Genomic DNA, 22,118 nt, shown 5'->3' with positions numbered 1-22,118 from the left:
TGGCGCTTCCTATTAACGGAAGAGCGACAGGATCGACTGGGTCGAGGAGTTGGCGATCGACAGCGACTGGATGGCCAGCTGCTGCTGCGTCTGCAGAGCGGACAGCTTGCTCGATTCCTGTTCCATGTCGGCGTCAACCAGCTTGCCAACACCCGACTGGATCGAGTCCGAGAGCGAGGAAGCGAAGCTCGTCTGCAGGTCGATACGGCTGGAGATGGAGCCGAGCTTCGAACCCAGGCTGGTCATGGAGTTCAGAGCGGTCTGAACCATGTTGAGCGCGCTGGAGATCTGGCCGGAAGTCATCTTGCTGATGTCGAGGCTGAAGACCGAAGCGCCGACCGTGGTGTTCTTCGTGCCGAGAATGCCCGAAGCGGTGTCGATCGTGCCGGCTGCATTCGCACCGAACAGGACGTTGCCGGTTGCGCCGGTGTTGAAGGCGTAGGAGGTCGTGCTGACCGAAACGGTACCGTTGCTGCCGCGGATGAAGGACGATACGACCGAAGCGGAGCCGTTGTTCGCAGCCATGACCCAGTTTTCGCCGTTGAACGAAGCCGACTGGGCAACGCTCTGCAGCTGCTGCTGGAGCTGGCCGATTTCTTCCTGAACAGAACCCTTGTCAACCGAGCCTTCCATGGCGGTTGCAAGCTTGTCCTTGATCTGGCCGACGATGTCGATGGCGCTGGTGACAGCGGTCGATGCGGTGTCAACCTTGGCGGCGCCGAGGCCGAGAGCGTCGGAAACGGCGCCGATGGCGCTGTTGTCGGACTTCATGCTGGTGGCGATCGACCAGTAAGCGGCGTTGTCGGAAGCCTTGGAGATGCGCAGGCCGGAAGAAACAGCCTGCTGCGTGTCCTGCAAGTTGCCGCTGATGTTCTGCAGCGTCTGCAGGGCGGCCATTGCGGAATTGTTGGTGATAATGCTGGTCATAGGTGTCCCCTGGAAACTGGATACGAAAGGAGGACATACCGGACTGGAGATACCGGCGATGACGGAGCAGCTTCATGCCCCTCGATCCATTTTTCCTGGAGGACCAAACCCGTCATGTCGCAAGAAACTTCGCATCCATTGCTTGCCAATTTCTTAAATCCGGGGCCGTCGGAAGCCGCCTCTCGGGAACGTGGCTAAGAATCCGTAAAGGCATTTCCAACCGATGCTTCGGTTTCAGGCAAGCTCCGTGAGGGATCATGAAGCGAATCCATGATGCCGGCCCTCGACCTTCGGCGGGAGCCAGTCAACATATCGCTCGGAGTTCTCGCTCGTGAATACGAAAAATGCCTTTGTGACAGCGTCCAGCTTCTACCAAAAGGGGCAATATACGCGCGCACTCGAAACGCTGAACGAGCTGCTGAACGTCGACAGATCGCCCAAGACCTATGCGCTCCTGGCAAAGACGCTGCTCAAGCTCGGTTTCCGATCGGATGCGGCGAGCGCCTACGAGCTGGCCGGCCGGCAAAAACCGCAGCGTGACGACTATCTTCGGGAAGCCCTGCTGCTGCACGGCGATTGCGGCAACGACGACCAGGCTCTGGCCATCGGAAGCCTGATCCTGCCTTTGGCATTCAAGGACCCGGACCTGGCCTTCGTCCTCAGCCGCATTTTCCTTGGCCGCCAGCAAAAGGAATTGCTGACCGGCTTCAAGACCGTGCTCGTCGAGGGGCCGGAACTCAAGCATCGCCAGATGGCGGCAAGGCTGCTGACCGACGATCTCTATGACGAAAGCAACCGGCACATCGTCGCGACATTGTTCAAGAAGCACCCGGACAACGTCATCTTCCGTGCGCTCTATCTCATCTTCGCGCGCGAAGTGTCGGATCTGGCGGCCGTCGAAAGGCATATGGCCCCCGTAACGGCATCGCTGGCCCAGGGCAAGCTCGAGCATATCATTCCCGACAATCCCTTCTTCCATCTCCACTGGTGCGGCGACGAGGCGATCAACAAGCTGGCGATCCACGACACAGACCCGCTGCCCGCGGGCCATGCGGAGGCGCGCCGCAGGCTGCCGCATACCTGGGCCAGCAAGATCCGCATCGGCTACCTCTCCTCCGACTTCTGGCCGGGCCATGCGACGATGAAGCTGATGCATCGCGTTCTCGAGCTGCACGACAAGGACCGGTTCGAAATCACTCTTTTCGACCACGCAGAATCGTCTCACCAGAAAGAGGAGGCGTTCGACTACTCGGCACTCGGGACGACGGTCGACATTCGCGGCCTGTCCAATCAGGCGGCGGCAGAAGCCATCCGCGCCCGCGGGATCGACATTCTCGTCGATCTCAAGGGGCATACCAAGGGAAGCCGCGCCTACATCCTCAATCACATGCCGGCTCCGGTCCAGGTCGCTTGGCTCGGCTTTCCCGGTACGACCGTCAACATCGACCTCGACTACATCATCGGCGATCATTACGTGCTGCCGGATCATTCGAAGGCGCATTTCCACGAGAAGTACTGCCGCCTGCCCGAATGCTATCAGCCGAACGACCCCTTTAACCGCCCGAAGCCGCGGCCGACGACGCGCGCGCAGCACGGGCTGCCGGAGGATGCCTTCGTCTACGCCTCCTTCAACGGCAACCGCAAGATCACGCCGCAGATGGTCGACATCTGGTGCAACATCCTCAAACGCAGCAAGAACAGCGTGCTCTGGCTGCTCTGCAACGGCCCGCGGGCGGAGGCCAATATCTGGTCGCGCCTGGAAGCCCGCGGCATCAGCCGCAAGCGGGTCGTCTTTACCACCCGCATTCGCTACGAGGACCACATCGACCGCCAGCAGCTTGCCGATCTCGGCCTAGACACCTTCCCGGTCAACGGCCATACGACAACGTCGGAGCAGCTCTGGGGCGGCCTGCCGGTCCTGACCATCAAGGGCACCAACTTCGCTTCCCGCGTCAGCGAAAGCCTGCTGAACGCCATCGGCCTGCCCGAACTGGTGGCCGACGACATCAAGGCCTATGAAGACATGGCGGTGCAGCTCGCCGGCCAGCCGGAGAGGATTGCGCAGTTCAAGCAAACACTGGCCGCCAACCGCTATATCAAACCGCTCTTCGATGCGGAACGCTTCATACACCATCTTGAAACGGCCTTCGAGATGATGGCGGCGCGGGCCAAGCAAGGCCTCGCCCCCGACCACATGGACGTGTCGGCGCTGCCGGTGCGCACGGAACCGTTCATGGAAGACGACCACAACTCGGCGGCAATCGCCGCCGAGTAAGGACCAGCAAGCATCGGGGCGGCAGCCCCGATGATTACCCTCTGCTCATCGTATCAGTGGAAAGAGCGGACCAGGCTGCCGACCAAAAGGTTCCAGCCATCGATCAGCACGAAAAAGAGGATCTTGAACGGCAGAGAGATCGAAGTCGGCGGCAGCATCATCATGCCCATCGCCATGACGATGGTCGACACGATCAGGTCGATGACGAGGAACGGCAGGACCACCAGAAAGCCGATCTCGAAGCCTCGGCGGATTTCCGAGATCATGAAGGCCGGGATCAGGACGCGGTAATCGATCTTGTTGTCGACGACGGTCGTCTGGCCGCGCTCCTGCGCCAGATCGACGAAGAGCTTCAGGTCCTTGTCACGCGTATTGTTGGACATGAAGGTGCGGAAAGGCTCGGCAATGCGCTGGACGGCCTCCCCTTCCGAAATCTGATTGGCGAGAAGCGGCTGCACACCGTCCTTCCATGCCTGATCGAAGGTCGGCGACATGACGTAGAAGGTCATGAACAGCGCTAGGCTGAGCAGGATCATGTTCGACGGCGTCGTCGCGAGGCCCATGCCGGTGCGCAGGATCGAAAAGGCGATGATGAAGCGCGGAAAGCTTGTCACCATGATCAGGATGCCCGGCGCGATCGACAGGATCGTCAGGAGCCCGAAGGTACGGATGATCCAGGCGGCAACCGAGCCGTTGACCGGTGCGTTCAGGAGATCGGTGGGAAGCTGTTGCGACAATTGCTGCGCCACCGCCAGTTCAGGCGACAATGCAACAATGACTAATATAGACAGGGCTAGTGCTAACCGACTCATTCGATCACGAAAGTTCTGAACATAACTTTCGATACTCGCCCTTCCGAGCGCAGGTCAACACGCTCCTGAATGTCATCCCGAAGATATTGCAGGCCCCGCGCACCTTCGATCTGCTGCAGGGAAACCGTGCGGATGTAACTGAGGATATCCTGATGGATCGCCTGGGCGAGTTGGGCATCCGGCGGCCCCTTGAATACAAGTGCAAGCTCCAGCCTGATCCAGCTCTGTGAGGGGTAGGCGAGATTGGTGGTGATCGGATCGAGCGCGATGATGCCGTTTGCCTGAGCGGCAGCCGCAGCCTGCTTGCTGTCGCTGCCGGGTTTTGCGGTTGCCTGGACCGCAGCGGTGGCCGCCTTGATCCGCGGCGCCACCATCGTTCCCAGCACCCAGCCGCCGCCGCCGCCAAGCACGGTCAGCACCAGTAGGCCGACGATCATCATGATCAGCGGCGATCCCTTGCCTTTTGCCGGTTCGTCTGCGGCTGCTGCCATATCCCTATCCGTCCACTGTCAAATCAGAGCGGCGAGAGCAGGTCGACGGCCTGCTGTCCCCTCGGCGGCTGCTGTATTTCCGTCAGGCGGCCACGGCCGCCATAGGAGATGCGCGCCTCGGCAATCTTGTCGTAGGAAATGGTATTGTCGGCGGTCACGTCCTGCGGCCGGACGATGCCGGCGACGTTGAGAATACGGATTTCCTGGTTCATGCGGACTTCCTGCGAGCCGCTGATCATCAGGTTGCCGTTTTCGAGAATGCCTGTCACGACAGCTGCGACCAAAAGGTTGATCTGCTCGGAGCGCTGCATCTTGCCCTTGCTGTCGGTGCTGGTGTCGGAACCCGAGGTCGCATCGGCATTGGTGCTGGGCTGCCAGCCGAAGATCTTGGCGGTGATGTTCCAGTTCATATCGCTCTTGTTCGTGCGATTGCGATTGGTCTCGTTGTCCCAGTTCGCCTTGTCGTTGATCTGGATCGTGACGGTCAGGATGTCGCCGACATTGAGCGCGCGCGCATCCTTGAAGAGGGCTGCCTGCGAATCGTTCCAGAGCGAATAGCCCTGTGCGACCTGGTGAGGCCGCTTGGGGTACTGCGACATCTGCGGCGTCTGCGCATATTGCAGGCCGCTGCCGATCGGACTCATGGCAGGCGCCCTGCCGATTTCCTTGAGGGCCTGCGACTGGCAGCCGGCGAGAAAGACGACGATTGCGCAGGCGGCCGTAAGACGCGTGTTCATGAGGGGTCCTTCGACTTCGATGTATTCGGGTCGGATGCGCTGGCGATGATATTGGTGATGACGGCCGCCTTCTTCGCATCCATTTCCGCGAGGATGAGGCTCGACTGACGCGGCGAAAGCTTCATGATGATGGCTGCCGCCACGACCGTCCTGACATCGTTGAGGCTCGCAGCGGCCGCATCCGGTTTCATATTCTTATAGATATCGACCAGACCGAGATCCGCCGTCTTGAGGAAGTCGTCGCGGCGTTTCAGCCAGTCCTCGTATTCGGCCTTGCGCTTGTCCATGGTGGCTATGCGCTGATCGACGTCGGCCTGCAGCTTTTCCAGCTCCTGCTTCTGCAGCAGGTAGCGCTGATCGCGGGCCGGATCGGCGATGTTGGTGCAGAATTGCCGGATCTCGTCCTGGCTGGATGCCGGATCGACGACCGGCTTCGGCGCTTGCTGCGCCACGCTGACGCCGAGCGACAACAGCAGGATGCCCGCTGCCGCGATGGCCGAGAAACCGCACGAGATCAGCATTTTTCTGGAGCTGATGATCGATATCATTGCAATACGAGCTCCGCTTGCAGGGCGCCGGCCGACTTGATGCCTTGCAGGATGGCGATGATGCCGTCCGGCTTGACGCCGATATTGTTGAGACCGGCGACCAGCGTCTTCAGATCCGGCCCTTCCAGCACGGCCACACGGCCGCCGCTCTTGGTGGCGGTGATGTCGGTCTGGTCCTGGATGGCCGTCTGGCCGTCGGAGAAGGGTTCTGGCTGGATGACCTGCGGGTTTTCGCTGACCTGCACGGTCAGCGTTCCATAGCTGACGGCGACCGGCGAGACGCGGACATCTGCGCCGATGACGATGGTTCCGGTGCGCTCGTTGATGACGACCTTGGCCGGCGTGTCGGTCTGGACGTTGAGATTTTCTAGGTCGGCCATCAGGCGCGTCAGATCGGCCATCTTCGGCTTGGCGATCGTCACTTCCTGCGAATCCTTGGCTTCCGCGATCGGTGCGCCGTAACGCGAGGTTGCCCAGGTATTGACGGTATCGGCAATGCGGATCGAGGTGGAGAAGTCCGGATTGCGCAGCTGCAGGACCAGATTGACCGAATCCTTGAAGCGCGACGGCAGCTCGCGTTCGATGATGGCGCCGCCCGGCACGCGGCCGGCCGTCGTGACACCCTCGGTCACCGTGGCAGCAGCACCCTGCGCCTGGAACCCTGATACGATGACGGAGCCCTGCGCCACGGCATAGATCTGTCCGTCAGCGCCGCTGAGCGACGTCATGATCAGCGTGCCGCCGCGCAGCGACGTCGCATCGCCGAGCGAGCTGACCGTCACGTCGATGCGGCTGCCGGGGCTTGCAAAGGGCGGCAGGTTCGCCGTCACCATGACGGCAGCGGTATTCTTGGCCGCGGACTGGCCGCCCTGCGTCGAGATGCCGAGGTTCTGCAGCATCGCGCGCATGGACTGCTCGGTAAACGGCGAGGAACGCAGGCCGTCGCCGGTTCCCTGGAGGCCGACGATCAGGCCGTAGCCGATCAGCTGGTTGTCGCGGCCGGATTGCAGCGACGCTATATCCTTGATGCGCGATTGCATCGCGAGAGCCGGATCGGCGACGATCAGGCTCGGCAATGCGAACAGGACTGCTAGAAGTTGACGAAGCCGTTTCATTTTGCGACCACGCGGATCGTACCGTTCTGGAGGACCGTGCCGTTGACGATGATGCCCGAGTCCATGTTGCGAGCGCGGACATTGTCGCCGACGGCGCCGTCATCCAACGGTGTACCGGCTGCCGTGATCGTCATACTGCCCATGCTCATCACCAGACGGACATTGGAGCCGCGCGTCACCGCATAGGGCTGGCGCAGCGCGGAGATGGAGATGGTGCGGCCGGGAAGAAGCGTCCGCTTCGATACCAGGCCGGTGACGTCGCGGAGCCGCTTGGCATAATCACCGCTGAGGTTGGGGTTGGTGACCTCGACCTCCTCGAGCTGGCCGCTGTTGATGATGTCGCCCGGATAGATCGTCTCCGTCGGCACGACTGCGGTTCCGAGGCTTGTTCCATCGGCGCTCATGGCGGCGACGGGCGCGGCCGAAACGAACACGACGGACAGGCTCGCTGCGGCGAACCAGGCCATTGCTAAGCTTTTCATCCGGCGAAACCTCATGTTCGGCCCGTCCCTCTCGCTACTTCAGGTTCTTGCTGACGATCTGCGCCATTTCGTCGGCCGTGGTGATGACCTTGGAATTCATCTCGTAGGCGCGCTGCGCGGTGATCAGATCGGTAATTTCCTTGACCGGATCGACATTCGACGATTCCAGGTAGTTTTGCTTCAGATAGGCGAAGCCGTTCTGGTTCGGATCGGAGACGACGGGATCGCCCGACGCCGGCGTCTGCGTGAAGAGGTTGCTGCCCATCGGCTGCAGGCCGGCTTCATTGACGAAATTGGCGATCTGCAGCTGTCCGAGCACCGTCGGCGTGGTCGCCGTGCCGATGATCGCCGACACCTGGCCGGACTGGCTGATGGCGAGGCTGCTGGCATTGTTCGGGATCGTGATGCCCGGCTCCAGCACATTGCCATCCGGCGTAACGATCTGGCCGGTGTCGCTCTTGTTGAAAGAACCGGCGCGGGTGTAGGCGGTCGTGCCGTCGGGCATCTGGATCTGGAACCAGCCGCGGCCGACGAGCGCGACGTCGAGTTCGTTCTGCGTCTGCGACAGTTCGCCCTGCACCTGGATGTTGCGCACAGCCACGGTCTGCACGCCGAGACCGATATTGGCGCCTTCCGGCACGACTGCCTGGTTCGGCCTGTTGGCGATGCCCTTGGCGCGCTCGGTCTGGTAGAGAAGGTCGGAGAACTCGGCGCGCGAGCGCTTGTAACCCGTCGTATTGATGTTCGCGATGTTGTTCGCGATCACTTCGAGATTGGTCTGCTGGGCGTCCATGCCCGTCGCGGCAATTGCGAGCGCTCTCATGCTTTCGTCCTTCGAGCCAGGGCGAGACCTTCGAAACCGCCAAGCGGCCTGCGAACAACTCTCGCCAAATCAAGTAATTAGAGCGGGAAGCCCCGCGCTAGATCTGCATCTTGGTAATATCGAGAAAGGCCGAGACGACCTTGTCGCGCAACGCGATCGTGGTCTGCAGGGTCTGATCGGCCTGCATGACCTTGTCGACAACTTCGCGGGTGCTCATCGTGCCCTTCATGCCGGCGAAGGAAGCGTTTTCGGCGTCCTTCAGCGAATTGATGGAATCCTTCGCGACATTCGACATGACCGACGCAAAGCTCATTCCGGCGTCCGCGCCCACGGCAACCGCCGGCGAGGCGTTCATTGCGCTGGAAGCGGCGGAGGTCAGATCCGTGGCGATGCTGCCGAGGCCGCGGGTCGCCGAGAGGGAGGCTACATTCTTAACCGAGTCGATCATTGGTTCTTCAGCAAATCAATAGTGGAGGAGATGAGATCACGGGCCTGCCTGACGGTCTGCAGATTGGCCTCGTAAGAACGGTTGGCTTCACGCATGTCGGCCATCTCGACGAGAATGTTGACGTTGGGCATCTTGACGTAGCCCTTCTGATCCGCCGCGGGATTACCGGGGTCGTATTCTTCGACGAACTTGCCTGTGTCTTCGCCGAGCTTCTTGACGCCGACCGTCGTGAGGCCGTTGGCGCGATCCATTTCGGCGCCGAACGTCACGGTCTTGCGCCGATAGGGATCGGCGCCGGGCGTGTCGCCCGTCGAACGGGCATTGGCGATATTTTCGGAAACGACACGCAGACGAGTCGATTGAGCCTCCAGGCCGGAGCCTGCAATTTTCAATGCAGCTGATAAAGGGTCCATGACATCTTCACTTCATCTATTGTTTTACGGTCATCAACATCATGCGATGAAAGGAGCCCACGAGCGCGGTGTTCAAGCTGTACTGACGCTTGATTTCACCGGCCTTGGCGAGCTCGTCTTCCAGGCCGACGGTGTTACCCGACTCCTGGACGCCAATTTCTTGGGCGAGCGGCGCTTCCTCAACGTTGACGTTGCCGCTCGTGCTGAATTCGCTGCCCGAAAGATGCGCTGGATTGGTCCGGACCATGCTGGCATTCTGGCTATCCAGAACGGCCTGGAACGGCGTCACATCCTTGGCGCGAAACTTCGGCGTATTGGCATTGGCGATATTGCCGGCAACAACCTCCTGACGCACCTGGAGCCACTCGGCTTGCCGCGAGGCCAGGTCAAAGAGCTGAATGGGTTGCATGGGCTTCTCTCCGTTCTTACACTGGGAATCTAGCGGGATAATCTTGCGTGGGACTTGCGAGAAATGCGTTCCTGTAAACTCTTCGAAGTGCCTGAAATTCAGGCGATTCCGGGTTCTCTTCAATTGTTGCCGTAGACATCGCCCGACGAGGTGACGATGACCCATTTTCCGTCTCGTTGTTCGATCGAAGCCAGCCGGCTGTTGTCGGGCAGAAGCGATCCGACGCGCACGACATACATGCCGGTATCGTCCTCGATCAGCGCGCGGCCATTGGCGACATGCAGCAACTGGAAGGCGGACTTGCCCGGGAACGGCTGCTGATCGGCCGGCGGCCCCTTGTCGTCCTCGCGGCCGGCGTTGCTGACCGTCGCCGTCGTCAAGGGATCGGGAATGAAATCCTTCGGCTCGGCGGGATTCTTGTTGACCATGGCGAGCGGCGATACGCTGACGATCGTGCGGCCAGGCCAGCTCGGCAGATCGCGGCTGCGATCGCCTTCGGCCACCTGAATGCCGAACTTGTCCGGGTTCAGAAAAACGTACCAGGGGAAAAAGGCGGAGGCACCGGCAAGCGCCAACCCCGTAAAGGCCAGCGCCTTGTCCGCAACGGTTCGCCTTCTTGCCGATTTCGGCGCGGCGACCGGTTCGTCTGCGTCGGATTCTCTCACTTCTGGCCCCTTTTTCGGCATGACATACGGCAGTATCCGGCAGGCTGCGGACAAGAAAAAATCGAGGTAGCGCTGCGGGCGGCCATCACTTGCCTCTGGCGGGGACACCGCCCGAAGCGTTTCTGAGGGCCGTCGCGAGATCGGTGAAAGCATCCGCCGACGGTTCTTCGCCGGGGGTCTGCTTCAGCATGTCGTAGATGATGGGCACCTGGCGCACGGCGATATCGAGATCGGCATCGCTGCCCTGGCGATAGCCGCCGATCAGACGCAGGTCGCGGGTTTCTTCGTAACGATGCACCAGCGCTTTCAGGCGCGAGACCAGCTTTTCCTGATCCGAGGTCCAGGCCTTTCGCGCCAGACGCGAGACGGATGCGAGCGGATCGATCGGCGGATAGCGCCCTTCCTCGGCGAGGCTGCGCTGAAGCACGATGTGACCGTCAAGGATGCCGCGGGTGGAATCGGCGATAGGGTCGTTGTGATTGTCGCCATCGACGAGGATGGAGATGATGGCTGTAATCGTGCCGGTACCTTCCGGTCCCGGACCGGCGCGCTCGAGAAGGCGCGGCAGCTCGGTGAAGACGGAAGCCGGATATCCGCGCGCGATCGGCGGCTCGCCGGAAGCCGTCGCCACTTCGCGGATGGCATGGGCAAAACGGGTGACGCTGTCGACGATCAGCAGGACGTTATCGCCCCTATCGCGGAAATGCTCGGCGATGGTGATGGCCGAAAGCGGCGCCATCTTGCGCAGCATCGGGCTCTCGTCGCTCGTCGCAACGACGGCCACCGATTTCTGCATGTGGGAACCGAGCGTATCCTCGATGAATTCGCGCACTTCGCGGCCGCGTTCACCGACAAGCGCGATCACCACCTTGTCGAAAGCGTCGGCCCGCGCCAGCATCGACAGCAACGTCGATTTGCCGACGCCGGAGCCGGCGAAGATGCCGAGGCGCTGACCGAGGCAGAGCGGCGAGAAGATATCGATGGCGCGCACGCCGGTCTTGAATCCGGTTTCGACGCGCTTTCTCGTCATCGACGGCGGGGCCGTATTGGAAATCGAGCGGGCTTCCAGACCCGATGTCAGCGGCCCGAGCCCGTCGATCGGTTCGCCGAGCGAATTGATCGTGCGGCCGCACCAACTGTCATCGGGCGCGATGCGGAAGGCACCCTTGCGGATGATGGTGTCCTGGATGCCGATCGGCTCGCCCGGCTCGATCGGACAGACATAGGTCAGCTCCGGCTCGACGCGGACGACCTCGCCGAGGTGAACACCGGTCTGCGACCGATGCGCGACGAATTCGCCGAGACGCACCTGCCGGGAAAGGCCGGCGACGGTATAGTGTCCGGCGGCGATGGTGCGCACATGGCCGCCATGGGCCACGGCATTCTCCGCCATCGCATATTGGCCCGAAAGAACGGCCATATGCGAAAGTTTCGGCGATATCACGCCTTCAGGCAACCGATCCTCGATCATGACAAGCTTCTCTACTGGCTGCCGCCGAGGGTCTTGATGGCGTCGGTGAGCGTGCCTTCACTGCTGCTCGTGAGCGTGCTGATATTGTCGAAGGCGCGGCTGACCTCGATCAGATTGGTCATTTCCCGCATGCCGTTCACGTTGGAATTTTCGAGATAACCCTGGGCGATGCCGATATTCGAGCGGTCGATCACCGCCTGCGGCGTATCGGTCGGCAGGATGCCGCTGTTCTGGTAGCGCAGGAAGCCCTTGCCGACATCGGCGCTATAGAGGCCGATCTGGCCCATGCTGCGGCCGTTCTGCGTGATCGTCCCGTTCGACGCGACGCTCGGCGCACCACCGGCGGGATCGAGCTGGATCGGCGCGCCACCCGGATCGAGCACGGGGAAGCCGCGCGTGGAGACCAACGCGCCGCTGTCGGTCATGGTAAAGCGGCCATCGCGGCTCAGCACCAGGCCAGCCGGCGTGTTCATGCCGAAATAGGCGTCGCCCTTGACGGCGAAATCGAAGAGATTGCCGGTGTTCTGAAGTTCGCCGTTGTCCGTGGAGAGGTAGTCGTTGCCCTGCGAGACGAAGGCGACCTTGGCGTTGAGTTTGTTTTGGGTATTGCTGAGGACCTGATCGAACTTGACCTCGGTGCCGCGGAAACCCGTGGTGTTCACGTTGGCCAGATTGTCGGCGATCGTGGTCAAACGCCGCTCAAGCGCCATCTGGGACGACAGCGCCACATAGATACCAGACTGCATTTTCAACGCCCTCCGGACATTGGAGAATAACGGGAAAGGAAACGCCGCCAGCGCTCCTACATTTCGTTAGCGGGGCATGGATGCCCTTACCCGCCATCCTGAAGGGCTTGGCTTGTGCGAAGCTGACAAGGCAAAAAGGACGTTCAGAGGCCCATCGAACAGCCTCACGCAAGGCAGGTCCCCTAGTTCATCATATGAAGCAACGTTCAGGTGTGGACCGACGATGAATATTATTATCGGATTTGTAGTGACCTGCGGCTGCATCATAGGCAGCTTCATGGCTATGGGCGGAGACGTAGGCGCGCTGTTCCAGCCCTTCGAATTTGTCATTATCGCAGGCGCCGGTCTCGGCGGCTTCATCATGGCCAATCCGATGAAGGTCGTGAAGGATTCTGGCAAGGCGCTCGGAGAAGCCTTCAGCCACAAGGTGCCGAAGGAGCGCGACTATCTCGATACGCTCGGCGTGCTCTACGCCCTGATGCGCGACCTGCGCACCAAGTCGCGCAACGAGATCGAAGCCCATATCGACAATCCCGATGAATCGACGATCTTCAAGGCCGCTCCGACGGTTCTGAAGAACAAGGACCTGACGGCCTTCATCTGCGACTATGTCCGCCTCATCATCATCGGCAACGCCCGCTCGCACGAGATCGAGGCGCTGATGGACGAAGAGCTCGAGACGATGCAGCACGACAAGATGAAGCCTTATCATGCGATCACGATCATGGGCGATTCCTTCCCCGCCATCGGTATCGTCGCCGCCGTCCTCGGCGTCATCAAGGCGATGAGCCACATCAACGAATCGCCCGAAGTGCTCGGCCATCTCATCGGCTCGGCGCTGGTCGGCACCTTCCTCGGCATCATCCTCTCCTACTCCGTCTGCGCGCCGCTGGTTTCCCAGATCAAGGTCGTGCGCAACAAGCAGCACCGCCTCTACGTCATCGTGAAGCAGACGCTGCTCGCCTACATGAACGGATCGGTGCCGCAGGTCGCACTCGAATATGGCCGCAAGACCATCTCCTCCTACGAGCGCCCGTCGATCGACGCCGTCGAGCAGGAAATGATGAACCCCGGCGGTGAAAGCAAGGCAGCCTGACGATCATGAGCCAGCAATCCGCGCACAGGGCAGAGACGATGGACCGCACCCTTTTTGCCAAGCTCACAGGCAATCTCGGCGATCAGGCGACGCTTGCGAAGCTCGGCACCGCCTTCGCCCAGGTCTATGCCGAATTCCTGCCCGACATCATCAAGACCGAGACGGGGCTCGACATCAGCATCGCCTATGCCGGCTGTCAGTCCGGCCCGATGAACGAACTGATCGCCGGGCTCGGCGGCGGTCATGCCCTGGTCAACGGTTCGCTGCGCAACTGGGCGCCGAACTTCATCCTCGGCTGCGGCGCAGGCTTCATGATGACGCTGATGGAGCATATGCTGGGCGCGCGCCCGGAGGACATGGAGGCAGCCGTGGCGCGGCCGCTTTCGGTGATCGAACTCGATCTCTCGGTCATGGTGTTCGAAAAGATCGCCAAGGTGCTTCGCTCGGCGGTCAATGCGTCCGGCGGCTTCGAACCCTATCTCGACCCGCCCTACAACATCGAGAACCGCCCGGCGGCGCTCGGCGACGAGGGTAACGATTTCGCCGCCGCAATCACGATGACGATCTCGCTCGGCAAATCGCTTTCGCAGATCGTCATCATCGCGCCGCAGCGCGACCTGCTGCGTACCGTCGTCAGCGCCCCGCGCGCCAAGAATACGACCGCAGCCTCCCAGGCATGGTCGGAGCAGCTCAGCGAGCAGGTGCGGCGCTCGCAGGTGACGCTCGAAGCGCGAATCCGGCTCGAATCGCTGACGCTCGACACCATTTCCAAGCTCGCCGTCGGCGATGTCATTCCCTTCATGGATACTGGCGATGTCCGGGTCGAAGTCAGCGCCAACAGCAAGGATCTCTATATCTGCGAATTCGGCCGCTCTGGCGAAAATTATACCGTGCGCGTCAAGGACAATGTCAATTCCGACGACGAGCTTCTTCGACACTTGATGAATTGACCGGCTGGTGCGTGAGCCCGCTCACGGCAGCTTGAGGCAAGTTTCAACTGGAATAGTGATTTCATGGCTACGAAGACGACACAGCAAAGCAGCGAGGAATCGCTGGAAATTCCAAACAGCGACGCCGCCTTGGACGAGGCCATCGACGGTCTGCGCGGCGTCCTGAAGAAAGACAACGAGGGCGGCCTGCCTGAATTCGACACCGATGCATTCGGCGCGGAAGCAGGCACGGATCTTTCCACCTTCGGCGATTTCGGCGACGACGATGCCGGAACGGCCTTCGATGGAGGCGATTTCGGCAGTGCCTCCGCAGCACCTGCGGCTCCCGGCAGCGCGCTGACCGCCAACCTGGACCTGATCATGGATATCCCGATCGATGTCCAGATCGTGCTCGGCAGCAGCCGCATGCAGGTGTCCGGCCTGATGAACCTGACAGAGGGCGCGATCATCGCGCTCGACAAGAAGATCGGCGAACCGGTCGAGATTACCGTGAACGGCCGCAAGATCGGCCGGGGCGAGATTACCGTTCTGGAACATGACGAAACCAGATTCGGCATCAAGCTCACTGAAATTTACAACGCGAAGAAAAGCTGAAGCCGGCTCAGGATGAGCCCACTCCCCCTTGCGGGACGGAGACGAAGACCATGATGGACTTTGACGATTTCAGCGGCGCAATCGCCGAGAAACCGTTATCTCAGACTGAAAAAGCAGCCGCCGTCCTCCTCGCCATGGGAAAACAAGTGGCAGGACGGCTGCTGAAATACTTCACGCAGAACGAGCTGCAGATGATCATCGCATCGGCGCAATCGTTGCGGCTCATCCCGCCGGACGAACTTGCGCAGCTCGTGGCGGAATTCGAAGACCTCTTCACCGAGGGCGCTGGCCTCATGGATAACGCCAAGGCCATCGAGAGCATTCTCGAGGAGGGCCTGACGCCGGATGAGGTCGACAGCCTGCTCGGCCGCCGCACCGCCTTCCAGGCTTACGAGACCTCGATCTGGGATCGCCTGGGCGAAGCCGATCCGGTCTTCGTCGCCAAATTCTTCCTGCGCGAGCATCCGCAGACCATCGCCTATGTCCTGTCCATGATGCCTTCGGCCTTCGGCGCGAAGATCCTGCTGCAGCTTCCCGAAGCCCAGCGCGCCGACATCATGAACCGCACCGTCAACATCAAGGATGTGAGCCCGAAGGCCGCCCAGATCATCGAGAACCGTGTGCTCGGGCTGATGGCGGAAATCGATGCCGAACGCAGCGCCTCCGGCTCCACGAAGGTCGCCGACCTGATGAACGAACTCGACAAGCCGGTCGTCGATACCCTGTTGAGCTCGCTCGAGACGATCAACAAGGAATCGGTCGAGAAGGTACGCCCGAAGATCTTCCTCTTCGACGATCTCACGCGCATGCCGCAGCCGAGCCGCGTCCTGCTGCTCAACGACATCGCCGCCGACATCCTGACGATGGCGCTTCGGGGATCTGGCAACGACATCCGCGAGATCGTTCTGTCCTCGATCAGCCCGCGTCAGCGCCGCATGATCGAATCGGATCTGCAGATGGGCAATGCCGGCATCAACCCGCGCGAAATCGCGATTGCCCGGCGCGCCATCGCCCAGGAGGCCATCCGTCTGGCCAACTCCGGCCAGATCGAGCTCAAGCCCAAGGAAAATACGCCTGTGGAAGAAGCGGCGTAGGCGCGGCGCGACTCAGCGAAAACGTCGTAGACTGATGAGCCATGGGCCGCGCATGATGCGCGGCCTCTTTCCGTTTCGCAAAAGGCGGCTGCTTTGGCTGACGAAGACAAGGACAGTAAAACAGAGAAACCGACGGAGAAAAAACTCCGCGACACGGTCGAGAAGGGCAATGTCCCTCACTCCAGAGAAGCAACGCTCTTTGCTTCCATGCTCGCGACTGTCATCTACGTCACCTTCTTTCTGCCCGAGCGCATGGGCCGCATGGGCGAGGTTCTGCGCGATCTCTTCGAAAAGCCGGATCAATGGCAGCTGGAGACAGGCCCCGACGCCATCGCGCTGTTTATGCGCATAGGCTGGGAAGTCGGCAACATGGTGCTGCCGGCGGTGGTGCTCTTCTTCGTCTTCGGCATCGGCGCCTCGATGTTCCAGAACCTGCCGACCCCAGTACTTGAGCGTATCCGGCCGCAGTTTTCGCGCATATCGCCGGTGTCGGGTTTCAAACGCATCTTCAGTACGACCGGCCTTGTGGAATTCGGCAAATCCCTCGCAAAGATCGTGCTTGTCGGCATCGTCATGTTTTTCGTGCTGCGCAGCCAGTACTTCCACGCGATGGATTCGCTCGTATCCGACCCGCAGACGATCTTCGTGCGCCTGTCGACGATCGTTCAGCGCATCCTGATCATCGTGCTGATGGCGACCATCGTCGTCGGCGTCGCCGACCTGCTGTGGAGCCGGCACCACTGGTTCGACCAATTGAAGATGACGAAGCAGGAGATCAAGGACGAACACAAGCAGTCGCAGGGCGATCCGATCGTCAAGTCGCGCCAGCGCTCGATCGCACGCGACCGCGCGCGCCGCCGCATGATGAAGCAGGTGCCGCGCGCTACCTTGGTCATCGCCAACCCGACTCACTTCGCTGTCGCACTTCGCTACGTGCGCGAGGAAGGTGACGCGCCGGTCGTCGTCGCCAAGGGTCAGGATCTCATTGCGTTGAAGATCAGGGAGATAGCCGAGGCGAACAATATTCCCGTTTTCGAGGACCCGCCCCTCGCGCGCTCCATGTTTGCGCAAGTCTCGGTTGATAGCGTCATACCGTCAGTATTTTACAAGGCTGTCGCAGAACTCATCCATCGGATCTATGCCGCGCAGTCGAATAGAAAACGGGTACGATAAACGATATGAAAAAATGCCCCCACTCTGCCCAACGTGAACAGATACTTGCCGAAGCCATCAGCCCTGTCGCCAGCGAGTTGCGTCTCCTTGATGCCGCCGACCTGATCTCGCTGCTGCGTTTCGAACGATACGGCAACCTCGCCGACCTCGTCGCCTCGGCGGCCGAACTCTATTTTCTTCCCGGCGTGGTCAATTTCGGCCTTGGCGGCGACTATAAGCTCGATTGGGGCGGACCGGCGGAAGTTACGCTCGATCTGGAGATCAAACCGCGCGGCGTCACCATCTATGCCAAGCTTTCGCTGGCGGAACATCATGCGGGCATCGAGATCAACCACATCGCCTTCGACAGGGCCTCGACCGATCCGGACGAGAATACGGCCCTGCTCGCACGCAGCCTGCGGGATGCGCGTTACCTTGTCCGCGGTGAAGCGGCACACGCAATCTGACAAGATCCAATAGTCCAAGACTCGCTGGAGCGTTTCCGCTTTTCCTCGAATCGCGAAAACGCTCCATTCTTTAGGTTTACGCAATTCCCGATGGAAAACCGCTATGCACTTTCCCTGGAATTGCCCCAGGGCAAGATGCCGCGACGTCAGCTTATGTAGCCGAAGCGGATGGCCTTTGCGATTGCCTGGATGCGGTTGACGCTATCGAGCTTGATCGTCGCCGATCCGAGATAGGCGTTGACCGTGTGAACGGACAATCCCAGCTTCTCGGCAATTTCCTCGCTGATGCGCCCATCACCGGCAAGCTGCAGACAGGCAATCTCGCGCTCGCTCAGCGCTTCGGCAGCCTGCGAGCGGCGCTCGTCCAGCGACAGAAGCTCCATCATGAGTTGGCAACTGCGACCGTGCAGCTCAACGATCATATCGCTGGCGAGGTCCATGAACTTGGCCGTGAAGACGGTATAACCATTGCCGACCGCGCCGAGGCGCACTGGAAAGGCCACGCCGGCAAAGGGCAGAAGATGCGGCTTCAGGCGCTGCGTGAAGGCGGCAAAATCCGGCGTCTCGGCCGTGCTGTCGCTGTCGCGTCCGTTCCACATCAGCGGCAGCAGCGATTTGTCGATATGCTCGATCAGCGCTTCGCCATAGGCCTCCACGAAGGATTTGCCGACAACCGAGTTGGCAGAGCCCCAATTGTCGAGCTCGCAGACGAGGCGCTGCTTGTGCGGCAGGCCGGAACCATGCAGGCGATAAACGGCGAAATGCTGCGCGTCGATCAGCTTCTGCATCGATACGAGCTTCGGAAACAGATCGGAGCGACCAGAAATTCGCCCGGAACGGGTAAGCCGCGCCTCGCTCGGCGTATCCGTCGTCCTGCCTGGCTGGTAGCGCATCCGGTCGGCCTTCAAACGAGATTGTTGCGCACGGCGAAGGCGATCGCCTCCGAGCGGGTCTTGGTGGCGGTCTTGCGCATGACGCTGGTGATGTAGTTGTTGATGGTGTTGCGCGAGATCCCGAGGATCATGGCGATCTCGTCGCTCGTCTTGCCTTCGGCGATCCAGAACAGGCATTCCAGCTCGCGTTCGGTCAGGTCGAAGTCACGCTCAAGCTTGCCCTCGAAGCAGCGGGTGGAGCTGGCAAGATAGCCGGCCAGCAGGCCGACATCCCGCAGCCGCTCGGGCGAAAGCATCACCGCTTCACCCGCCAGCAACAGCAGGGAGAAGCGCGTACGCCCGACATTGAAGGACAAGGCATGGTACTGGCGGCCCACACCGACAGGCAGCGAGGCATCATCGGGCATCATTGCGATGCTCGACTGAAACAAGGCCATGCATTTTTCCAGCTCGCCAATGCGGCCGTAACTGCTGGTCAGTTCCGTCGCCAGGCGCCGGACGAGATCAAAAGGCCAATCCGAGGAAACCACGAAGTCCAGGCCGCTTTCCTGAATGAGATCCGACCGGACAAGAAGATAGTGCGTGGCACCGGCATAGCTCGTCAGGGCGTGAAGGCCGGCTTGCAGATAGGCCGCGCCTGAAATGGCATTCAGCTGCAAAATAAGGTGCTCGCGCGACATCGCGCCGGCGGACACGATCGATCGCGCGTCCCTATCGCCTTTGCTGATCTGCGATATCTGCATGTCCATACTTGCATTTCCTGCCGCTGTTGGACGATCGGTCGTCAACGAGAGCATTGTTCCGACGAAACCCGGCGCATCACCCCAGAAAACCAAAAGGGATTCCGATGAGGCTTCAGAGCCGGATCTTTCTCCCCGCGACACAAACACACCCCGGCGGAAGCGGGCAGATGAGCGTACTCATCCCTGAATTCGACATCCGCAATCATGCTGGCATGCGACGCCGCAAACACGACCTACGAACCATGAACTGATTTTTCCGCGCTCCTGGACCTGCAAACTTAAAACATGCGAGACGCGGAAAACGAGGGCCTATTCGCTCCCAATACACGGCTAATACGTAATAGGCACAGTATTTGTAAGTCGATTCTTCATACCCAGCAACCGTATATCCAGTGAAATTCCATCTTACGAACACGTCAATTTCTTTGGCAGCGACTAATTGATCACAGGTGACATCGACAAAGCCACAAGATCAAATGCCATCACCCGGACAACAAAAAAGGACCGGGAGATCTCCCGGTCCTCTTGTCAGGCCGCCTTGTCGACAGCCCATTTTCTGAGGATCTTTGCAGCGCGCTCTTCGCTGATTTCCACCATACGGGACAGACGGCGCTCCGGCCCTTCCTTGACGCGGCGGTTGAAGGTGCCGCCATCGTCGCCCATCGTCAGCAGGTCGTCGGTGCTGTCGAAGCCGAAATCGGAACCGAAGCCGTCCATCAGCGCCGCACCGGGGCCGCCCACGGCCGGGGCAAAGTCCGGCAATTCGAGGCCAGCTGCTTCCGGCAGCGCCGTGCCGCCGTTTGCACCACCCAGCGAGCGGATCAGCGGGCGGAACCCCATCCAGACGATCAGGAAGGCGACGGCGACGAAGGCCAGCGAGTTGATGATGCCGGCCATGTTGCGGCTCAGCATATCGGTGATGCTGAAGCCGGAAGATGTATCCTCAAGCAGCTGGGTGTCGAGGAAATCCATCGCATTGACGGTGACGACGTCACCGCGAGCCGGATCGACGCCTGCGGCCGTCGCGACGATCTTCTGCATCTCCGCGACATAGGCGTCGATCTTGGCCTGGTCGGCGCCCTGGCCGACCATCTGTGCAATGCGGCCCTTGTTGACCACCACCGCGACGGACAGCTTTTCGACCTTGTAGCTGTTACGGGTCGTCGCCGTCGTCTTGCTGTTGATTTCGTAGTTGGTCTGCTCTTCTCGCTTGTCGGTCTGATCGTTCGACGTCGGCGTGTTGCCGCCGGACTGCGGAGCCGCCTGCGGAATATTCTGCTCCACGGTCGCAGCACTATCGGGCTGGCTCTGCTGTGACTTCTGCGCTTCCTTCACGGTGCGGACGGAGCGCTCGACCTTCGAGTCCGGATCGTAGGTGGTTTCCTGCACCTGCTGGCTGTCCGTATTGAGCTGCGCCGTCACGCTGGAGCGGAAGTTATCCATGCCAAGGAAGGGCGCCAGAGCCTTGTCGATGTTGGATTCGACTTCGTTCTGAACATTCTGCACGATACCGAGATTGCGGCTGAGGGCACCATTACCCGGATCATCGCCCGATGCGAGCAGCTGACCCGTCGAGTCGAGGATCGTGACGTCATCGACCTCCAGGCCGGGAACGGCGGAGGCGACGAGGTGGCGGATGGCCGGAGCCGATTTGCGGGCGGCTTCCGCACTTGCGCGGATCATGACGGATGCCGTCGGCTTCTGGTCCGCCTTGCGGAAGTTGCCGACGTCCTGCATGACGATATGGACGCGTGCAGCGCTGATGCCGGCAATCGAGGTGATGGTGCGGCTGATTTCGCCTTCGAGAGCACGGACGCGGGTGACTTCCTGCATGAAGGAGGTCAAACCGAGCGAACCGACATTGTCGAACAGCTCGTAACCTGCCTTGCCGCTGCTAGGCAGGCCGCGCTCGGCGAGAAGCGCGCGGGCCTTGCCCGTCATGCCTGCCGGAACGGTCAGGCTGGTGCCATCCGTGCCGACCTGGAAATTGATCTTGGCTTCTGCGAGCGCGATGCTGATCTGGTTGAGATCGGTCGCATCAAGGCCGACATACAGTGTCTCCTGTGCGGGCTTATTGACGTAGAGGGCCGCAAAAAGGATCAGCATCATGGAGACAACGCCGACACCCCCCAGGATCATCAGCCGCGTTCTCCCGAGATTCTGAAGATTCCGAAACAGGGGAACTAATTGATTTAACAGATTCATTCTGTTCTCGCACGATTCGTCAAAGACCTGATGGCTTTGTGCTCTGCAGCGAAAATAGAAATCGAAACTTGTGCGAACGTTTCGTCCGGCCCGAAAAACCCAGGAAAAAGTCTGGAAAAACGTAAGGGATTACATAAGAAAAACAGTATCTATGGCCGGCGGTGCAATCAGAAGAAATCGAAATCGCCTGCAGCCTTGGCCATGGGTTGGGAATGCGCATGGAAACCGCCGCCGCCAAGCGCCCTTTGCATCTCCGTCAGCTTGACCAGACTCAGCGCCGTTGCAAGATCCACGGTCCAGCCCTCGGGCATGGTGCCGGCAATCGTGTCGATGAATTCGGCGATGCCGCGCGTCTTCTGCACGGCAAGATCGATGCCCTGGACGACCTTCATCGCCTCGGGCGAGGCCAGTATGTCGGCATCGCTGATGTCAAGCAGCTGCGGCTCGATACGTTCGATCAGATAGGCGACATCATGCAATTCGGAAACGATGCGCAGAAGGATGGCCGGAAGCGTCTCCTCGGTAGCGGTCGTTTCAATGCGCTGGAAGGGGGTCATGCCAT

Annotated in this window: 25 protein-coding genes; 7 read left to right on the top strand and 18 right to left on the bottom strand. The window is 60.6% G+C overall.

Annotated elements, in window-relative coordinates; translation table 11 throughout:
* Positions 1 to 12 precede the first annotated feature (12 nt).
* Positions 13 to 927: a flagellin gene (locus tag ACIQWP_RS10555; protein WP_402785995.1), complete on the bottom strand. Its 915-nt coding sequence runs from the start codon at positions 925 to 927 to the stop codon at positions 13 to 15.
* A gap of 331 nt (positions 928 to 1,258) precedes the next feature.
* On the opposite strand from ACIQWP_RS10555, the gene ACIQWP_RS10550 reads away from it, so the two are divergent.
* Complete coding sequence (locus tag ACIQWP_RS10550) at positions 1,259 to 3,202, top strand: glycosyl transferase (RefSeq protein ID WP_402785992.1); 1,944 nt, start codon at positions 1,259 to 1,261, stop codon at positions 3,200 to 3,202.
* A gap of 53 nt (positions 3,203 to 3,255) precedes the next feature.
* On the opposite strand, the gene fliP is transcribed toward ACIQWP_RS10550, so the two are convergent.
* The 13 genes from fliP to flgF form a co-directional block, all read right to left on the bottom strand.
* The gene (gene fliP / locus ACIQWP_RS10545; protein ID WP_402785989.1) at positions 3,256 to 4,014 is read right to left on the bottom strand and encodes a flagellar type III secretion system pore protein FliP; all 759 of its coding nucleotides are present in this window, start codon (positions 4,012 to 4,014) and stop codon (positions 3,256 to 3,258) included.
* Positions 4,011 to 4,505, bottom strand: coding sequence for a flagellar basal body-associated FliL family protein (locus tag ACIQWP_RS10540; RefSeq protein WP_402785986.1), 495 nt, complete (start codon positions 4,503 to 4,505; stop codon positions 4,011 to 4,013). Before ACIQWP_RS10540 ends, fliP begins: the two co-directional genes overlap by 4 nt.
* Before the next feature lie 23 nt (positions 4,506 to 4,528).
* Entirely contained in the window at positions 4,529 to 5,242 is a 714-nt protein-coding gene (flgH, locus tag ACIQWP_RS10535) for a flagellar basal body L-ring protein FlgH (RefSeq protein WP_402785983.1), read from the bottom strand.
* The gene (locus ACIQWP_RS10530) at positions 5,239 to 5,790 is read right to left on the bottom strand and encodes a MotE family protein (RefSeq protein ID WP_402785980.1); all 552 of its coding nucleotides are present in this window, start codon (positions 5,788 to 5,790) and stop codon (positions 5,239 to 5,241) included. The genes flgH and ACIQWP_RS10530 overlap by 4 nt, the downstream gene beginning before the upstream one ends.
* Entirely contained in the window at positions 5,787 to 6,905 is a 1,119-nt protein-coding gene (locus tag ACIQWP_RS10525) for a flagellar basal body P-ring protein FlgI (protein WP_402785977.1), read from the bottom strand. The genes ACIQWP_RS10530 and ACIQWP_RS10525 overlap by 4 nt, the downstream gene beginning before the upstream one ends.
* Positions 6,902 to 7,387, bottom strand: a complete 486-nt coding sequence (gene flgA / locus ACIQWP_RS10520) for a flagellar basal body P-ring formation chaperone FlgA (protein WP_402785974.1) — start codon at positions 7,385 to 7,387, stop codon at positions 6,902 to 6,904. Before flgA ends, ACIQWP_RS10525 begins: the two co-directional genes overlap by 4 nt.
* 34 nt (positions 7,388 to 7,421) lie before the next feature.
* Positions 7,422 to 8,210, bottom strand: a complete 789-nt coding sequence (gene flgG, locus ACIQWP_RS10515; RefSeq protein ID WP_402785971.1) for a flagellar basal-body rod protein FlgG — start codon at positions 8,208 to 8,210, stop codon at positions 7,422 to 7,424.
* 97 nt (positions 8,211 to 8,307) lie between these two features.
* A complete protein-coding gene (locus ACIQWP_RS10510) occupies positions 8,308 to 8,658 on the bottom strand; it encodes a flagellar hook-basal body complex protein FliE (protein ID WP_402785968.1) in 351 nt (116 codons plus the stop codon).
* Positions 8,655 to 9,071, bottom strand: a complete 417-nt coding sequence (gene flgC / locus ACIQWP_RS10505) for a flagellar basal body rod protein FlgC (protein WP_402785965.1) — start codon at positions 9,069 to 9,071, stop codon at positions 8,655 to 8,657. The genes ACIQWP_RS10510 and flgC overlap by 4 nt, the downstream gene beginning before the upstream one ends.
* A 16-nt stretch (positions 9,072 to 9,087) precedes the next feature.
* Positions 9,088 to 9,480 carry a flagellar basal body rod protein FlgB gene (gene flgB / locus ACIQWP_RS10500; RefSeq protein WP_402785962.1) on the bottom strand — a complete coding sequence of 131 codons (393 nt, stop codon included), beginning with the start codon at positions 9,478 to 9,480 and terminating at the stop codon, positions 9,088 to 9,090.
* A 119-nt stretch (positions 9,481 to 9,599) separates the two neighbouring features.
* Positions 9,600 to 10,145 carry a flagellar protein gene (locus ACIQWP_RS10495; protein ID WP_402785959.1) on the bottom strand — a complete coding sequence of 182 codons (546 nt, stop codon included), beginning with the start codon at positions 10,143 to 10,145 and terminating at the stop codon, positions 9,600 to 9,602.
* Between the two features lie 85 nt (positions 10,146 to 10,230).
* Entirely contained in the window at positions 10,231 to 11,616 is a 1,386-nt protein-coding gene (gene fliI / locus ACIQWP_RS10490; protein WP_402785956.1) for a flagellar protein export ATPase FliI, read from the bottom strand.
* Positions 11,617 to 11,627: 11 nt separating this feature from the next.
* Positions 11,628 to 12,362, bottom strand: a complete 735-nt coding sequence (flgF, locus tag ACIQWP_RS10485) for a flagellar basal-body rod protein FlgF (RefSeq protein WP_402785954.1) — start codon at positions 12,360 to 12,362, stop codon at positions 11,628 to 11,630.
* Between the two features lie 223 nt (positions 12,363 to 12,585).
* Between flgF and motA the strand changes: the two genes are divergently transcribed.
* The 6 genes from motA to ACIQWP_RS10455 all read left to right on the top strand — a co-directional run bounded on the left by motA (position 12,586) and on the right by ACIQWP_RS10455 (position 17,715).
* Positions 12,586 to 13,458, top strand: a complete 873-nt coding sequence (gene motA / locus ACIQWP_RS10480; protein ID WP_095433943.1) for a flagellar motor stator protein MotA — start codon at positions 12,586 to 12,588, stop codon at positions 13,456 to 13,458.
* Positions 13,459 to 13,460: 2 nt separating this feature from the next.
* On the top strand, positions 13,461 to 14,408 hold the full coding sequence (locus tag ACIQWP_RS10475; RefSeq protein WP_402786128.1) for a FliM/FliN family flagellar motor switch protein: 948 nt from the start codon (positions 13,461 to 13,463) through the stop codon (positions 14,406 to 14,408).
* Positions 14,409 to 14,471: 63 nt separating this feature from the next.
* A complete protein-coding gene (fliN, locus tag ACIQWP_RS10470; protein WP_402785949.1) occupies positions 14,472 to 15,002 on the top strand; it encodes a flagellar motor switch protein FliN in 531 nt (176 codons plus the stop codon).
* Between the two features lie 50 nt (positions 15,003 to 15,052).
* Positions 15,053 to 16,096: a flagellar motor switch protein FliG gene (gene fliG / locus ACIQWP_RS10465; RefSeq protein ID WP_402785946.1), complete on the top strand. Its 1,044-nt coding sequence runs from the start codon at positions 15,053 to 15,055 to the stop codon at positions 16,094 to 16,096.
* 93 nt (positions 16,097 to 16,189) lie between these two features.
* Positions 16,190 to 17,269 (top strand): flagellar biosynthesis protein FlhB, encoded by a 1,080-nt coding sequence (flhB, locus tag ACIQWP_RS10460; protein WP_402785943.1) that lies wholly within the window; start codon positions 16,190 to 16,192, stop codon positions 17,267 to 17,269.
* A 5-nt stretch (positions 17,270 to 17,274) separates the two neighbouring features.
* Positions 17,275 to 17,715, top strand: a complete 441-nt coding sequence (locus ACIQWP_RS10455) for a hypothetical protein (protein ID WP_402785940.1) — start codon at positions 17,275 to 17,277, stop codon at positions 17,713 to 17,715.
* A 146-nt stretch (positions 17,716 to 17,861) separates the two neighbouring features.
* Here the strand turns inward: ACIQWP_RS10455 and visR are convergent, their stop codons facing one another.
* The 4 genes from visR to ACIQWP_RS10435 all read right to left on the bottom strand — a co-directional run bounded on the left by visR (position 17,862) and on the right by ACIQWP_RS10435 (position 22,113).
* The gene (gene visR, locus ACIQWP_RS10450; protein ID WP_402785937.1) at positions 17,862 to 18,608 is read right to left on the bottom strand and encodes a transcriptional regulator VisR; all 747 of its coding nucleotides are present in this window, start codon (positions 18,606 to 18,608) and stop codon (positions 17,862 to 17,864) included.
* A gap of 11 nt (positions 18,609 to 18,619) precedes the next feature.
* Positions 18,620 to 19,357 carry a transcriptional regulator VisN gene (gene visN, locus ACIQWP_RS10445; RefSeq protein ID WP_402785934.1) on the bottom strand — a complete coding sequence of 246 codons (738 nt, stop codon included), beginning with the start codon at positions 19,355 to 19,357 and terminating at the stop codon, positions 18,620 to 18,622.
* Between the two features lie 522 nt (positions 19,358 to 19,879).
* Positions 19,880 to 21,556, bottom strand: coding sequence for a flagellar basal-body MS-ring/collar protein FliF (gene fliF / locus ACIQWP_RS10440; protein WP_402785931.1), 1,677 nt, complete (start codon positions 21,554 to 21,556; stop codon positions 19,880 to 19,882).
* 167 nt (positions 21,557 to 21,723) lie between these two features.
* Complete coding sequence (locus tag ACIQWP_RS10435; protein ID WP_402785929.1) at positions 21,724 to 22,113, bottom strand: hypothetical protein; 390 nt, start codon at positions 22,111 to 22,113, stop codon at positions 21,724 to 21,726.
* Between the last annotated feature and the right edge of the window lie 5 nt (positions 22,114 to 22,118).

Origin of the sequence: Rhizobium sp. NPDC090279 (assembly GCF_044769665.1) — a bacterium.
GTDB lineage: Bacteria > Pseudomonadota > Alphaproteobacteria > Rhizobiales > Rhizobiaceae > Rhizobium.
This window is presented reverse-complemented; position numbering and strand designations above follow the sequence as displayed.